Source organism: Bradyrhizobium sp. MOS003 (assembly GCF_003020125.1).
In the GTDB taxonomy this organism is placed as follows: domain Bacteria; phylum Pseudomonadota; class Alphaproteobacteria; order Rhizobiales; family Xanthobacteraceae; genus Bradyrhizobium.
This window is the reverse complement of record NZ_PYFW01000002.1, coordinates 209,971-223,909: the sequence shown is the minus strand read 5'-3', so window position 1 is coordinate 223,909 and position 13,939 is coordinate 209,971. Positions and strand designations below refer to the sequence as shown.

Here is a 13,939-nt window from a genome sequence, read left to right as displayed (position 1 = left end):
GTCGGCAACAGCCAGGATCGCTTCGCATTCGGACTTCCCGGGGCCGGGTCCGAAGCGCGCTCTGCCTACTTCGCCAATTCCTTCGACCGCTGCGTCGCCGCGGCAATCGCGCGGATCATCAGATCGCGCAGACCCGGCTCGCCCATCAGCACGCCGAGTGCGGCTGCGGTGGTGCCGCCGGGCGAGGTGACGTTCTGGCGCAGCGTGCTCGAGGGCAGCTCCGACTGGTGCAGCAGTTCGCCCGAGCCGGCGACCGTCTCGCGTGCGAGCTTGGTCGCCAGTGCTTCGGGCAATCCGGCCTCGACGCCAGCGCGGGCGAGCTCTTCGGCGAGCAGGAACACATAGGCCGGGCCGGAGCCGGAGACGGCGGTGACCGCATCCATCAGGTTCTCGTCGTCGACCCATTCCACCGAGCCGGTGGCGCGCAGCAGCGCATCGGCCACCGCGCGCTGCGCGGCGCTGACGTTGTTGGCTGCGACCGCGACGGTGATGCCGCGGCCGATCGCAGCCGGCGTGTTCGGCATCGCGCGCACCACGGCGCCGCCGCAGACCTGCTGCAGCGATGCGATCGTGGTTCCCGCCATGATCGACACCACCGATGTCTTGTCCGAGACGAATTGCTTCAGACTGGCGCCGGCCTCGCGGAACATCTGCGGTTTCACCGCCACGACCAGCGTCTCGACCGGGCCGGCCGTCGTCGCGTCGGGATTGAGCGCGACGCCTTTGAGGGCAAGCGCGGTGATCTCGGGCGAGATATGCGGATCGACCACGGCGACGCGGCGCGGATCGAGTCCACCCGTAAGCCATCCGGTCAGCATCGCACCGCCCATCTTGCCGGCGCCGGCGAGGAGGATGGTGCCGGTGATGTTCTGGAGGGGTTTGTTCGTCATCGCTACTGCCACAGGTTCGCTGCCGTCCCCGCCTAGTGCGCGATCGCGCACGGGGAGCGGGGACCCATCACCACAGGCGGTTCTAGTGGATGAAGGTGTTGGCAACAAGTCGCGTGCCCAAGGAGGAATCACGCGGTATGGGTCCCGCATCTGCGCCGCGCTTGTCCGGGACGAGGCGGAGAGGTGAGCGAGACCTTACGCCTCTCCCACAGTGTCGAACATCGCCGCGTCCATGGCCTGCGCGGTGGTCTTGCCGGCCCACACCACGAACTGAAACGCCGGGAAATAGCGCTCGCAGGCGTGAATCGCGCCAGCGAGCATGGCTTCGCATTGCGCGGTCGAGGCGGTGAGGCCGCCCGGCAGAACCAGGGCCTGGCGGTGCATGATCATGCCGGTGGTGGTCCACAGGTCGAAATGGCCGACCCACAATTGCTCGTTGACCGCAGCGACGAGCTTCTGCACCTCGCCCCGGCGCGCAACCGGAATCTTCATGTCGAAGGCGCAGGCCAGATGCAGCGCCTCGATCTCGCCCATCCAGGTGAAGGAGATCTGGTAGTCGGTCCATTGTCCCTTCGAGACAATGGTGAGTTCGTCTTCGCCGGAGCGTTCGAACGGCCAGTTGTTGCTGGCAGCGATATCCTCGACCACCGCGAGCGGATGGCTTCTGGAATCGATAGTGCCTTCGAGCAGGGACATGCCGTCTCGACCTCTTGCCTTTTTGTTGTCTTTGATACGCACGCGGTCGGCCCGGTACGCTCCCTCAATGTCGCGATCGCGATTCCCCTCGGGGTCGCTCTTGCGATCCCCTCGGATCGGTGCGGGCCTGTCGCGGATCAAGTGATGTGATTTGCGGAATCTGCGCAACTGGCTGCCGAGTCCGTCCACAAGTCAGGACTCGTTCGTCCACAGCTCATCTCTCGGCCACAATTCTTAACGACGAGAACAAACCGGAATCGGATTCCAGGACCCGCGCCAATCGTTAATTCCGCCCCGCGAGGGCCGCGCCGCCAAGAGGACCTCGGTGGCGGCATGGGACCATGCGTTATCCCCATGAGGAACACGCTTGCTGTGGCCGCCGGGCGGCGTCATATTTCCGGTCAGGCCGCTCATCCCGGGCGGCCGATGTTCTCAGGGCGGGGTGAAAGTCCCCACCGGCGGTAAGGGCCGAAAGGCCCAAGCCCGCGAGCGCCTTCCGCGAGGGATGTCCTGAAGAGGATTCTCCTGAGGGGAAGGGTCAGCAGATTCGGTGCAACTCCGAAGCCGACGGTTAAAGTCCGGATGAAAGAGAACGGTCGGTGACAGACGCATCGCAAGGTGCGGCTGTTTGTCGTTCCGTGTGCCCTGATTCTGGTCCTTAAACCGAGGAAAGCCATGAATCAGATGCTGCAAGACCCCAAAACCGAAACTTCCGAAGTCACCCAACCGCCGGTTCCGCATGACCCGGCGCCCGACCACCCGCGTTTCGCAAAGCCGCAGAGGGTGGCCTTCGTGCAGGCCTGCTGGCACCGCGACGTGGTCGAGGAGGCCCGCATCGCCTTCATCAAGGAGGCCGAGGCGCGCCACCTCACCCATGTCGACGTGTTCGAGGTGCCGGGCTCGTTCGAGATCCCGCTGCATGCGCAGGTTCTCGCCAAGACGCGGCGCTACACCGCCATCGTCGCGGCCGGCCTCGTCGTCGACGGTGGCATCTATCGCCACGAGTTCGTCGCCGACACCGTGATCAAGGCGCTGATGGACGTGCAGCTGCGCACCGAAGTGCCGGTCTTCTCCGCGGTGCTCACGCCGCAGCAATTCCACGAGACGGAGGTGCATTACGACTTCTTCCGCAAGCATTTTGCGATCAAGGGCGTCGAGGTCGCGGCCGCCTGTGCGGAGACGCTGCTCGGCCTGGAGCGCCTGCGCGGCCAGGTCGCGGCGGGAATTGTGTAACGCAGTGCAACGACCACTACCCCTCATCCCGAGGAGCGCGTAGCGCGTCTCGTAGGATGAGGGGCCATTCGACGATCGCTGTCACCTTGCATCACCCCAATGACACCCCCGCCTTGGCTCGGCTGATGCCGAGCGTCAGGATGCGCTGCAGGAGATCCGGATATTCGAGCCCGGCATGTTGAGCCGCCGTGGCGAACTCCTGGCTCTTGGCGATCTCGGGGTTGGGATTGGCTTCGATGAAATACGGCGTGCCGTCGGCGGTGAGACGAAAATCGATGCGCGCGTAGCCGTCGAGGCCAAGCGCCCGATAGATGCGCTTCGCCGCGCGCTGGATGCGCGCGGTAACTTCGGGCGAGAGGTCTTTCGCCGGCCCGTCGACGATGCCGACCTTCTCCTGATAGTCGGTGTCGTGCTTGGCCTTTTCGGTGGCGATGTGCCGAGACCTGCGCCCGCCCATGCTGCCGAATTTCAGTTCCCAGACCGGCAGGACGCGCAGACGATTGTTGCCGATCACGCCGACGTAAAGCTCGCGGCCCTCGATGAATTGCTCGGCGATGGCGGCGGTTTCGCTCCGATCGTGGATGAAGGCGACGCGCTCCGCGAGCTTTTCGTCGGTGTCGACGATCGAGGCCTGGGAAATGCCGGCAGATCCATCCATGTTCAGGCTCTTGACGATCAGCGGCAGCGCAAGATGCTTCGGCCGCTTGATGACCTTGCGTCGCATCGGGAAGACGGCGAAGGCCGGCACCGCGATGCGCCGGTGATGCACCAGCGTCTTTGACAGGTCCTTGCCGCGCGCCAGGATCAGGCCGCGCGGGTTGCAGCCGGTATAGGGCACCTTCATCAGTTCGAGATAGCTCGCGATATGCTGGTCGTAGGCGACGTTGTTGTGAAATTCCTCCAGCAGCGTGAAGACCACGTGTGGCTTGAATTGCTCGATTGCTTCGCGGACCGGTTTGATTTCCTCCTGCGCGCCCAGCGCGCGGACGTCGTGGCCGGCCGCGCGCAAGGTGCTGACGACATCGTATTCCGTTTTCCAATTGTTGATCTCCTGCGCGGTGTATCCTTCGGAGGAGTCCGGGGGCAGGAAGTCCGGATGCATCAGGACCAGAATGCGAAGGCGTCTCATAGCGCGATCCATTTGCGCCGGGACGGGCCGAACATCGTGTGCATCGTCTTGGCGGTCACGAGGACGGTGAAATCGAGAACGAGCTTCTGTTCGGGGCCGACGGCGCGCAGGTCGAGCTCGCGGCAGCGGGAGATCATCTCGTCGAGCACGGCATCGAGCGTAAGCTGGTTCTCGCCCGTCCATCGCGCGACCAGTTGCCTGATGTGGGCGCGGTGCCGCCTGATCAGGGCCGAAGCCGACTTCGACCGGTGATGCCGCGGATCGGCTGAAAACAGCCGGGAGAGATCGCGGTCGTAGGTCTTCGGCGGTGTGAAGGCGTAGAATGCCTGCTTCTTCTTGTAGTGCTCTTCGAGCGTCTGGCTCAGCCGACCCAGCGGGTCGACACGTTCTCGCGTCGTGATCAGCGGCCGCTTTCCCGCAATCTCGCTCATCAGCTCGTCGACATATTCGAGCTTCTTCAGCGCCGGCCAGCCGGCGTATCGCGTCCGCCAGTTGGAGCGGGGCCGCAGCCACACCGCAAATGTTTCGGCGAAATCCTCGTCCGGGTGGCTCTGCGCGTACCACAGCCGGAGATGCTGGACGTAGCGCCGGCTCGCCGGATTGGGCCGGTAGTAGCGCGGATAGTGTCTCGACGACGGGCCGAACAGCTGCTGCCAGCGCCGCCGGCGCTGCAACTGGTAGCCGTGCTGGATGGCATGGCCGGCCTCGTGACGGAGGATCGCCATGCATTCGCGCCAGGTTCCGCCCTCGACGTCGAACATCATCTTCTTCTCAAGCTTCATCAGACGGGGATGGGCGAGATAGAAGGGGATTGCGATGCCAGGCACACCGCCCGGACTGAACCACTCGCTCGAGATCCATGTGTGCGGTCGCAGCCGGATGCCCCGCTCTTCGAGCTCCTCATGAAGCGTGCTGACGCAGTCCTCGAGCCAGGTGCCTTTGACCGTCACCCTCAGGCTGGATAGGCGCTGATTGAGCAGCTCGTCATCCGACAGCTTCTCCCAGGCAAATTTCCGGCTTGGCATCAGGAATCCAGAGGGCAGACATGACTCGGTATCCGGATGATGTCACGGGCGGCGGGCGGCAACAACCCGTGGGGGTGGCGCGGGGGGCTGCGGAGCGTCAGCCCTGTAGGGTGGGCAAAGCGAAGCGTGCCCACCGTCTTCATGGTCACAAGAAAGGTGGGCACGGCGCATCGCGCCTTTGCCCACCCTACGAGATCTCCCGTGATCGGAAAACTAGTCGAACAGACTCGACACCGACTCTTCCGCCGCCGTGCGCGCGATCGCATCCGAGATCAGGCTGGCGATCGGCAGCGTGCGGATGTTCGGCGCCTTGCTCACAGCGTCGGTCGGCAGGATCGAGTCGGTGATCACGAGCTCCTTCAGCCTGGAGTTGGTGATACGGGCGGCCGCGCCGCCGGAGAGCACGCCGTGGGTGATGTAGGCGTAAACGTCCTTGGCACCCTTGGCGATCAGCGCGTCGGCCGCGTTCACCAGCGTGCCGCCGGAGTCCACGATGTCGTCGATCAGGATGCAGGTGTAGCCGGCGACGTCGCCGATCACGTTCATGACCTCGGATTCGCCCGCCCTCTCGCGGCGCTTGTCGACGATCGCGAGCGGGGTGTTGATGCGCTTGGCGAGGCCGCGCGCGCGGGCCACGCCGCCGACGTCGGGCGAGATCACCATCGTCTTGGAGAGGTCGAACCTCTCCTTGATGTCGCGCACCATCAATGGCGCGGCGTAGAGGTTGTCGGTCGGGATGTCGAAGAAGCCCTGGATCTGGCCGGCGTGCAGGTCGAGCGTCATGACGCGGTCGACGCCGGCTTGCGTGATCAAATTGGCGACCAGCTTGGCCGAGATCGGCGTGCGCGAGCCCGACTTGCGGTCCTGCCGGGCGTAGCCGAAATAGGGCAGCACCGCCGTGATGCGGCGCGCCGAGGAGCGGCGCAGCGCGTCGGTGATGATCAGCAATTCCATCAGATGGTCGTTCGCCGGGAACGAGGTCGACTGGATGATGAAGGCATCCGAGCCGCGGACGTTCTCCTGGATCTCGACGAAGATCTCCATGTCGGCGAAGCGCCGCACCACCGCCTTGGTCAGCGGCAGGTCCAGGCCCTGCGCGATTGCCTGCGCGAGGGCCGGGTTGGAGTTGCCGGCGACGAGCTTGATGGAGCCGTTCTTGCCCGACATGGATGCTTCCTCCCGCGCTTTGCTGGATACGACGTTCAACATCTCAGATCCCACTGGAAGCACGGTTACGACGGGCGAGGAAATATCAGGCCGGGGGCTGCAATGGCAACCCGGGAGGCACGTTTTCCCTTCGAAAATCCCGAGTCCGGCCAACGGCTTGGCCGCAACTTGAGGCCGTGGTTTAGCGGGGGTTATCGCTCGGCATAGCCGAGTGCCGTGGCCGGCATCTCGGGTGCGGGTGCGATCGGAGCGACGCTCGCGACCGCCGGTCCCCGAAGGCCCGGAGCCGTGCCCGGTGCATCCGGGGTTCCGTTGATCATGTTGGAAAGTCCGCTGAATCCGGCCTGGGCGATCTTGCGCAGCACAAGGTCGTCGGCGGCTGACCAGGGATCGCGCCCTCCCTTGGCGGAGGTCGGTTCCTCGCCCGAGACCCGCAGCGCCCGCTGCTGGTTGGCGTCGTAGACGTCCCAGACCCAGGCGATCACCGTCTTGCCCCGCACCACCTGGGCGGAGAGGTAGCTGCGCACGCGGTAGGCAGCCGTCCCCTCGCGGGAGACGACGGACAGGCTGCGCAGCTTGGACTCGCTGTCCAGCACGCCGACCATGCGGTCGAACACCTGCGGCGGCGGTCCGTCGATCGATTCGAACGCGACCGTCGCACCGCTGCCGGCGCTCGGCGCCATCGCATAGGAGTTGGCGGCCCCACCGCCGCCGGCGCAGCCGCCAAGCGCGGTCGCCGCCGTCAGCAGCACGACCGCCAGCACGCGCGACCCCGCACGGCCCAGGATGAATGACGCGTCCCTCATTATGGAGGGCAGCGATATCGTTAAAATCGATTAAGGTCTAGGGCGGCGGCGACACAGGCCACCGTCATCGCATCAGGGCATCGCCCCGGAATGACACGGGGTTGCCTTTGTGTTCACGCTTCGAGCGCGATCGCGTGAACGTGACGGCCGTAATCCGGCTCCTTGCGATGCACCGAACGGCGATAGCTGAAGAAACGCTCGTCGGCGTAGGTGTCGAGGCCGAGATCGTCGATCATCAGGATGCCGGCGGCCTCGAGCCGGTTGCGAATGAAGCCGGCGAGGTCGAACATCGCGTGTCCCTCGCGCACCGACGGGATGAAGAAGATTGCGTTGTCGGCATCGGCCTCGATGAAGCGCGCGACGAACTCGTTGCCGACCTCGTAGCTGTCCTGGCGGATCAGCGGGCCGATCGCCGCAATGATGCCGCTGCGGGTGGCGCCGAGTTTTTCCATCGCTGATATCGTGGATTCCAGCACGCCCGTCAGCGCGCCTTTCCAGCCGGCATGCGCGCCGCCGATCACGCGCGCATTGGGGTCGACGAACAGCACCGGCCCGCAATCGGCGGTGGAGACGCCGAGCGCGATGCCGGGTGTATTGGTCACCAGCGCATCGCCCTTCGGCCGCGGCCCGTTCGGCCACGGCGTCCCGGCGACCAGCACGTCGGGCGAATGGATCTGGTGCAGGCTGAGGAAACGGTCGGGGGCGACGCCGACATGCTCGGCCATGCGGCGGCGGTTCTCTGCGACGAGGGTCTGATCGTCGTTGGAGCCGAGCCCGCCGTTCAGCGCGGAATAGATGCCGCCGGAGACACCGCCTTCGCGGGTGAAGAAGGCATGGCGCAGGCCGGGCACAGCTGCCAGCAGCGACGAGGTGAGGGTCATCAATTGGCTCCGGCCTGTTCGAGATCGCTGAGGCCGGCAATGGCCGTCAGCCGCGGCTCGGAGATGCCGAGCACCTTGAACATCGAGCCCATGCCGCTGCGCCCCGTGTCCGTCAGGCGCTTCAGCGCGATCGAGATGTCGGTGGCGACCTCCGGCGTCGCCTTTTGCATCAAGGCGGCGGCGCGGGTGTCGATGCCGATGCGCTTGAGGAAGTCGCCTTGCGTGACCGGCCCGTGCACGCGCGCGCCCACATCCTCGGCCGCGCGCGCCAGCGCCTGGAAGTCGACATGGGCGGTGACGTCGGCCTGGCCCGGCGCCTTCAAGGGATCGGTGAAGGTGTGGCGCGCGATCGCCTGGAAAGTGTCGCCGGCATCGCTGCGCAAATGGCCATAGTCGATGATCAGCGCGGCGCCGTCCTGGTCGCGCACGCGCGTGGCGAGCTTCATAATCTCGCCGTCGGGCCGCCATTCGAACACGGCGCCGACCGGCGCGGCGCGCACCAAAGGCGGCAGCAGAACGTCGAAGCGCGGCGTCGGCTCGGATGCCGCACCGAATTGAAGTTTCCCGTTGCCGTCGATCTCGACTACGCGCTCATGCCAGCCGTTCTCGTGGCGGATCATCTGGTGGATCGGCAGCACGTCGAAATATTCGTTGGCGAGGATGATGCTCGGTCCCTCCGGCACATCGTCGATGCTGTCGTGCCAGGCGATGTTGCGCACGCCCGACAGCGTCGCACCCTGCCGCTCGCGCAGCACGGGATTGACCTCGACCATGTGGATATGAAGCGCCTGGTAGAGCGGCGGCAGCACGCGAAGCGCGCGCAACGCGTCCGCCATCATGGTGCCGCGGCCGGGGCCGAGCTCGATCAGCCGCAGGAATTGCGGCGAGCCCATCTGCTTCCACACCGAGGCGGTCCATAGTCCGAGCAACTCGCCGAACATCTGGCTGACTTCGGGTGCGGTGGTGAAGTCGCCCTCACGCCCGAGCGGGTCGCGCGAGACGTAATAGCCATGGCGCGGATGCATCAGGCACAGTTCCATGTACCGCCAGACCGGCATGGGGCCTGAGGCTTTGATCAGCGCCTTGATCTCGTTGAGTAGCGGCTGTTCGGTCACGGGTGATCTTCTCGAAATGAATTAACGAATGGCGCCTGCGGGCTTCGGCGCACCGCGCCTGACTGCCAATACAATAAGTATGAGGCCGACGATAAGCATCGGGATCGACAGCAGCATGCCCATGGTTAATCCGCCCCAGAGGAAACCGAGCTGCGCGTCCGGTTCGCGGAAGTGCTCGCCGGCGATCCGTGACAGGCCATAGATCAGGATGAAGGCGCCCAGGATCATGCCCGGCCGCTTCAGCGCGCCGAGCCGGATCATCACCGCGAGCACGGTGAACAGCAGGATGCCTTCCATGCCGGCCTCGTAGAGCTGACTCGGGTGGCGCGGCAGCTGCGTGGGATCGTGGGGGAAGATCATGGCCCAGGGCAGGCTTGCATCGGTGGCGCGGCCCCACAATTCGCCGTTGATGAAGTTGGCGATGCGCCCGAGCAGCAGCCCAACGGGGGCGACCGCGGTGGTGATGTCACCGAGCGACAGGATCGAGATGTTGTTGCGATAGGCGAACCACATCACGGCGACGACGCAGCCGAGGAAGCCGCCATGGAAGGACATGCCGCCCTCCCACAATTTGAACATCGCGGCGGGATGTTCGATGAAGAAAGGCAGATTGTAGAACAGCACGTAACCGGTGCGGCCGCCGAGAATGATACCGAGCGTCACCCAAAGGATGAAATCGTCGATCTGCAGCAGCGACATCGGCGCGGGGCCGCCCCACAGGCGCTCTTTCTTCAGCAGCGAGCGGGCATAGAGCCAGCCGAACACGATGCCGCAGATATAGGCCAGCGCATACCAGCGGATCGCGAACGGTCCGATCTCGAGCGCGATCGGCTTGAAGGCGGGGAAGTCGATGAGAAGAAAGAGCATCGCGCCTTCTATATGTGGACGAGGTTGCGGCGATAGAGCGCCAGCAGACGCTCCCAATGCCGCTCGGCCGCGTCGCGGTCGTAGACCGGGCGCTTGGGAAAGGCGAAGCCGTGATGGGTGCCGGGATAGATCTCGACCTCGGCTTTCGCACCCTTCATGCCCTCTTTGACCTTCTCGATGATCTCCGGCGGCGCATAGACGTCGGTCTCGGCGCAGGCAAAATAGAGTTCGGCCTTGGTCTTGGCCGCGGCCAAATGCGGGCTGTCGTCCTGATCCGTTGCCAGTTGCACGCCGTAGACCGAGGCGGCCGCCCTGACGCGATCAGGGAAATGCGTGGCCGCGTTGACGGCGTAGCGGCCGCTCATGCAATAGCCGACGGTGCCGATCAGCTTGGTGTTCGCGGCTGCCTGGCCCTCGGCATAGGTGAGCAGCGCTCTGGTGTCGTCCATGATCATGGGAATGGTGAGCGAGCCCATCAGCTGGAACATGCGCTTGCGTTCCGGCGCGTTCGGATCGGCCGGCAGCGCACCGAGCTCCATTACGCCGGAGCGGTAATAGAGGTTCGGCAGCATCACGTAATAGCCTGAGGTCGCGAGCCGGCGCGCCATGTCGCGCAGCTCTTCGCGGATCGCGGGCGCATCCATGTAGAACAGGATGACCGGAAACGGCCCGCCGCGTTCGGGATGGGAGATGAAGGTTGCGGTGTGGCCGTCCCTGGTGGGGATCGGGATCTGCTGGTCGATCATCTCTTGTCGCCTTGTGATTCTTCTTATGCAGGGACGTTGAATACGATTGCAAGGAAACCGGTTCATGACAAGGATACCGCCGATCGGGCCTTGAACCGTTCCGCTCGGATTGCCATTGTCTTTTCGAGAGTTCGCGCAAAGTTGAGGCCGCCAGGAGACCGAAATGACCCAGACCAACAACCGGTTTTTCGACGAGATCGGCCGCCTGATGAACGATGCCGCCGGCGCCGCCCAGGGCGTCAAGCGCGAGTTCGACACGGTGATGCGCACCCAGGCCGAAAAATTCCTCCGCGACATGGATCTGGTCAAGCGTGAGGAGTTCGAGGCGGTCAAGGACATGGCCCGCCTGGCGCGCGAGGAGAACGAGGCGCTGAAGGCGCGTATCTCGGCGCTGGAGGCCAAGCTCGGCGGAACGGCTAGCTGAGGTCGTCATGCCTGGGCTTGTCCCGGGCATCCACGTTCTCACCTCCAGTCCCGCAAGACGTGGATGGCCGGGACAAGCCCGGCCATGACGGTGTTCCGGGCCACATCGGCTGCAAAAAATCCTCGCATTTCCTTGTCATTTCCGCGTCTTCCGGCTAAAAGCCGGCCAGTTCGTGGCCCCCGCACCCCTGGAGGCTTGCTGCGAACGATGCCATGGGCCGCGCTGCGGCCCATTAACTTTTGCAAAAACAAGGACTTAACGACATGGCGACGACCGTCAAGGAATTGAAGGCGACCGCACGTCCGAAGAGCGGCAAGGGGGCCGCCCGGGCTGAGCGTCGCGCCGGGAAAGTGCCCGGAGTGATCTACGGCAACAAGCAACCCCCGCTCCCGATCTCGGTTGACGATCGCGAATTGCGCCAGCGCATCCTCGCCGGCCGGTTCCTGACCACGCTGGTCGACATCGACCTCGACGGCAAGAAGCACCGCGTGATTCCGCGCGACTATCACCTCGATCCGGTCAAGGACTTCCCGATCCACGTCGACTTCATGCGGCTCGGCGAAGGCGCCACCATCCGCATCAGCGTTCCCCTGCATGTCGTGAAGGCGGAAGGCTCGCCCGGCGTGAAGCGTGGCGGCGCCGTCAACATCGTGGCTCACGCGATCGAGATCGAATGCGGCGCGGAGAGCATCCCGCAGTACATCGAGGCCGATGTCGGCTCGCTCGAAATCGGTCACTCCTTGCATCTGTCGGACGTCAAGCTGCCGGCCGGCGTGAAGGCGCTGACCCGCGAGGACGCAACCCTCGTCACCATCGTGCCGCCGTCCGGCTACGCCGAAGAGCAGAAGGCTGCTGCGGCGGCTGCGGCTCCTGGCGCTGCTGCGGCTGCCCCGGCGGCTGGTGCTGCTCCGGCTGCGGGTGCTGCTGCTCCGGCGGCCGCTGCCAAGGCTCCCGCCGGCGGCGACAAGAAGAAGTAATCTCTCAAAGCTGGCGCGCGGTCTCTGATCGCGCGCCGAGCGAGGGGCGCGCCGCGTGATGCGACTGTTTGTTGGGCTCGGCAATCCCGGCGCGAAATACGCACGTAACCGGCACAATATCGGCTTCATGGCCGTCGACGAGATCGCGCGGCGTCATGGTTTCGCACCATGGCGCCGTCGTTTTCAGGGCGAGACCTCGGAAGGCACGCTCGGCACCGAGCGCGTGATCCTGCTCAAGCCAACGACCTACATGAACGATTCCGGCCGCAGCGTTCAGGAAGCCGCAAGCTTCTTCAAGATCGCCATGGGCGACGTCACCGTGTTTCATGACGAGCTCGAGCTGCCGCCGGGCAAGGTGCGGGTGAAGATCGGCGGTGGTATCGCCGGCCATAACGGGTTGCGCTCGATCTCCGCCCATATCGGCAACGACTATCGCCGTGTCAGGCTCGGCATCGGTCATCCCGGCGTCAAGGAACTGGTGCACGGCCACGTGCTGTCGGACTTCGCAAAGGCCGACAACGACTGGGTGACGACGCTGTGCGAGGCGGTGGCCGAGCACGCAGGCCTGGTTGCCAAGGGCACGGACGCGACCTTCGCCAACAGGGTGCATCTTGCGATGCAGGCGAAGGGATTTTTGACCAAGGACGACAACGGCAAGGAATAACACCTGTCATCGCCGGACCTGATCCGGCGATCCATCCTTCGAAGTCGATGGATGCGCGGGTCAAGCCCGCGCATGACGAATGCGGAAGACATTTGCGCGCGGAGCGCGGAGGCCAGGATCACCATGGGATTCAAATGCGGGATCGTCGGATTGCCCAATGTCGGCAAGTCGACCTTGTTCAATGCGCTGACCGAGACGGCCGCGGCGCAGGCTGCGAACTATCCGTTCTGCACCATCGAGCCGAACGTCGGCGAGGTCGCCGTGCCCGATCCGCGGCTCGACAAGCTCGCGGCGATCGCCAAGTCCGGCCAGATCATCCCGACCCGGCTGACCTTCGTCGACATCGCCGGCCTCGTCCGCGGCGCCTCCAAGGGGGAAGGCCTCGGCAACCAGTTCCTCGCCAACATCCGCGAGGTCGACGCCATCGCGCATGTCGTGCGCTGCTTTGAGGATTCCGACATCACCCATGTCGAGGGCAAGATCGCTCCGCTCGCCGACATCGAGACCATCGAGACCGAGCTGATGCTCGCCGACCTCGACAGCCTCGAGAAGCGCGTCGACAACCTCACCAAGAAGGCCAAGGGCAACGACAAGGACGCCAAGGAGCAGCTCGACCTCGTCAACCGCACCCTGGTGCTGCTGCGCGAGGGCAAGCCCGCGCGCCTCGTCGAGCGCAAGGCGGAGGAGGAGCGCGCCTTCGGAATGCTCGGCCTGCTGTCGTCCAAGCCCGTGCTCTATGTCTGCAACGTCGAGGAAGGCTCGGCCGCGACGGGCAATGCGTTCTCCAAGGCGGTGCAGGAGCAGGCCGCCAAGGAAGGCGCCGTCGCCGTCGTCATCTCGGCCAAGATCGAATCCGAGATCGCCACCATTTCGCGCGAGGAGCGCGCCGATTTCCTGGAGACGCTGGGTCTCGAAGAGGCCGGTCTCGACCGACTGATCCGCGCCGGCTACACGCTGCTCGACCTCATCACCTACTTCACGGTGGGTCCGAAGGAAGCGCGCGCCTGGACCATCTACCGCGGCACCAAGGCTCCGGGCGCGGCCGGTGTGATCCACACCGACTTCGAAAAGGGCTTCATCCGCGCCGAGACGATAGCTTATGAGGATTACGTGGCACTCGGCGGCGAAGCCGGCGCCCGCGATGCCGGCAAGCTCCGCCTCGAAGGCAAGGAATACGTCGTCGCCGACGGCGACGTGATGCATTTCCGGTTCAATACGTAAGACGCTGGCTGCGCTCTCGTAGGGTGGGCAAAGGCGCATCGCGCCGTGCCCACCATCTGTCCGGTATCGCGACGGAAGAGGTGGGCACGCTTCGCTTT

Annotated in this window: 15 protein-coding genes and 1 riboswitch; of the genes, 5 read left to right on the top strand and 10 right to left on the bottom strand. The window is 64.9% G+C overall.

Features of this window, described 5'->3' with window-relative positions:
* Positions 1-65: 65 nt before the first annotated feature.
* Both proC and C7G42_RS11480 read right to left on the bottom strand, forming a co-directional pair.
* Complete coding sequence (gene proC / locus C7G42_RS11485; RefSeq protein ID WP_106949109.1) at positions 66-890, bottom strand: pyrroline-5-carboxylate reductase; 825 nt, start codon at positions 888-890, stop codon at positions 66-68.
* A 195-nt stretch (positions 891-1,085) separates the two neighbouring features.
* Entirely contained in the window at positions 1,086-1,586 is a 501-nt protein-coding gene (locus tag C7G42_RS11480) for a type III secretion system chaperone family protein (protein ID WP_106949108.1), read from the bottom strand.
* A 424-nt stretch (positions 1,587-2,010) separates the two neighbouring features.
* Positions 2,011-2,184, top strand: a riboswitch (FMN riboswitch).
* 77 nt (positions 2,185-2,261) lie between these two features.
* Here C7G42_RS11480 and C7G42_RS11475 point away from each other — a divergent pair.
* The gene (locus C7G42_RS11475) at positions 2,262-2,819 is read left to right on the top strand and encodes a 6,7-dimethyl-8-ribityllumazine synthase (protein ID WP_106949107.1); all 558 of its coding nucleotides are present in this window, start codon (positions 2,262-2,264) and stop codon (positions 2,817-2,819) included.
* A gap of 91 nt (positions 2,820-2,910) precedes the next feature.
* Here C7G42_RS11475 and C7G42_RS11470 read toward each other — a convergent pair whose 3' ends face one another.
* The 8 genes from C7G42_RS11470 to C7G42_RS11435 form a co-directional block, all read right to left on the bottom strand.
* A complete protein-coding gene (locus C7G42_RS11470; protein WP_199580846.1) occupies positions 2,911-3,948 on the bottom strand; it encodes a D-alanine--D-alanine ligase family protein in 1,038 nt (345 codons plus the stop codon).
* Positions 3,945-4,973 (bottom strand): putative zinc-binding metallopeptidase, encoded by a 1,029-nt coding sequence (locus tag C7G42_RS11465; protein WP_106949105.1) that lies wholly within the window; start codon positions 4,971-4,973, stop codon positions 3,945-3,947. Before C7G42_RS11465 ends, C7G42_RS11470 begins: the two co-directional genes overlap by 4 nt.
* Before the next feature lie 213 nt (positions 4,974-5,186).
* On the bottom strand, positions 5,187-6,140 hold the full coding sequence (locus C7G42_RS11460) for a ribose-phosphate pyrophosphokinase (RefSeq protein ID WP_199580845.1): 954 nt from the start codon (positions 6,138-6,140) through the stop codon (positions 5,187-5,189).
* 191 nt (positions 6,141-6,331) lie between these two features.
* Complete coding sequence (locus tag C7G42_RS11455; protein ID WP_106949103.1) at positions 6,332-6,946, bottom strand: hypothetical protein; 615 nt, start codon at positions 6,944-6,946, stop codon at positions 6,332-6,334.
* Between the two features lie 113 nt (positions 6,947-7,059).
* Positions 7,060-7,827 carry a peptidoglycan editing factor PgeF gene (pgeF, locus tag C7G42_RS11450; protein WP_106949685.1) on the bottom strand — a complete coding sequence of 256 codons (768 nt, stop codon included), beginning with the start codon at positions 7,825-7,827 and terminating at the stop codon, positions 7,060-7,062.
* Positions 7,827-8,942, bottom strand: coding sequence for a class I SAM-dependent methyltransferase (locus C7G42_RS11445; protein WP_106949102.1), 1,116 nt, complete (start codon positions 8,940-8,942; stop codon positions 7,827-7,829). Before C7G42_RS11445 ends, pgeF begins: the two co-directional genes overlap by 1 nt.
* 21 nt (positions 8,943-8,963) lie before the next feature.
* Positions 8,964-9,809, bottom strand: a complete 846-nt coding sequence (lgt, locus tag C7G42_RS11440; protein ID WP_106949101.1) for a prolipoprotein diacylglyceryl transferase — start codon at positions 9,807-9,809, stop codon at positions 8,964-8,966.
* Positions 9,810-9,817: 8 nt separating this feature from the next.
* Positions 9,818-10,555, bottom strand: a complete 738-nt coding sequence (locus tag C7G42_RS11435; protein WP_106949100.1) for a dienelactone hydrolase family protein — start codon at positions 10,553-10,555, stop codon at positions 9,818-9,820.
* Between the two features lie 163 nt (positions 10,556-10,718).
* Between C7G42_RS11435 and C7G42_RS11430 the strand changes: the two genes are divergently transcribed.
* From C7G42_RS11430 to ychF, 4 genes are all read left to right on the top strand, one after another.
* On the top strand, positions 10,719-10,979 hold the full coding sequence (locus C7G42_RS11430; protein ID WP_106949099.1) for an accessory factor UbiK family protein: 261 nt from the start codon (positions 10,719-10,721) through the stop codon (positions 10,977-10,979).
* Positions 10,980-11,242: 263 nt separating this feature from the next.
* A complete protein-coding gene (locus C7G42_RS11425) occupies positions 11,243-11,956 on the top strand; it encodes a 50S ribosomal protein L25/general stress protein Ctc (RefSeq protein WP_106949098.1) in 714 nt (237 codons plus the stop codon).
* A 58-nt stretch (positions 11,957-12,014) separates the two neighbouring features.
* Positions 12,015-12,620 carry an aminoacyl-tRNA hydrolase gene (gene pth, locus C7G42_RS11420; protein ID WP_094973038.1) on the top strand — a complete coding sequence of 202 codons (606 nt, stop codon included), beginning with the start codon at positions 12,015-12,017 and terminating at the stop codon, positions 12,618-12,620.
* Positions 12,621-12,743: 123 nt separating this feature from the next.
* Positions 12,744-13,841 carry a redox-regulated ATPase YchF gene (gene ychF, locus C7G42_RS11415; RefSeq protein WP_106949684.1) on the top strand — a complete coding sequence of 366 codons (1,098 nt, stop codon included), beginning with the start codon at positions 12,744-12,746 and terminating at the stop codon, positions 13,839-13,841.
* Positions 13,842-13,939 lie beyond the last annotated feature (98 nt).

Coding starts and splice junctions, on each gene's coding strand:
- proC (WP_106949109.1), bottom strand. CDS start 890: ATGACGAACAAACCCCTCCAGAACATCACCGGCACCATCCTCCTCGCC.
- C7G42_RS11480 (WP_106949108.1), bottom strand. CDS start 1,586: ATGTCCCTGCTCGAAGGCACTATCGATTCCAGAAGCCATCCGCTCGCG.
- C7G42_RS11475 (WP_106949107.1), top strand. CDS start 2,262: ATGAATCAGATGCTGCAAGACCCCAAAACCGAAACTTCCGAAGTCACC.
- C7G42_RS11470 (WP_199580846.1), bottom strand. CDS start 3,948: ATGAGACGCCTTCGCATTCTGGTCCTGATGCATCCGGACTTCCTGCCC.
- C7G42_RS11465 (WP_106949105.1), bottom strand. CDS start 4,973: ATGCCAAGCCGGAAATTTGCCTGGGAGAAGCTGTCGGATGACGAGCTG.
- C7G42_RS11460 (WP_199580845.1), bottom strand. CDS start 6,140: ATGTCGGGCAAGAACGGCTCCATCAAGCTCGTCGCCGGCAACTCCAAC.
- C7G42_RS11455 (WP_106949103.1), bottom strand. CDS start 6,946: ATGAGGGACGCGTCATTCATCCTGGGCCGTGCGGGGTCGCGCGTGCTG.
- pgeF (WP_106949685.1), bottom strand. CDS start 7,827: ATGACCCTCACCTCGTCGCTGCTGGCAGCTGTGCCCGGCCTGCGCCAT.
- lgt (WP_106949101.1), bottom strand. CDS start 9,809: ATGCTCTTTCTTCTCATCGACTTCCCCGCCTTCAAGCCGATCGCGCTC.
- C7G42_RS11435 (WP_106949100.1), bottom strand. CDS start 10,555: ATGATCGACCAGCAGATCCCGATCCCCACCAGGGACGGCCACACCGCA.
- C7G42_RS11430 (WP_106949099.1), top strand. CDS start 10,719: ATGACCCAGACCAACAACCGGTTTTTCGACGAGATCGGCCGCCTGATG.
- C7G42_RS11425 (WP_106949098.1), top strand. CDS start 11,243: ATGGCGACGACCGTCAAGGAATTGAAGGCGACCGCACGTCCGAAGAGC.
- pth (WP_094973038.1), top strand. CDS start 12,015: ATGCGACTGTTTGTTGGGCTCGGCAATCCCGGCGCGAAATACGCACGT.
- ychF (WP_106949684.1), top strand. CDS start 12,744: ATGGGATTCAAATGCGGGATCGTCGGATTGCCCAATGTCGGCAAGTCG.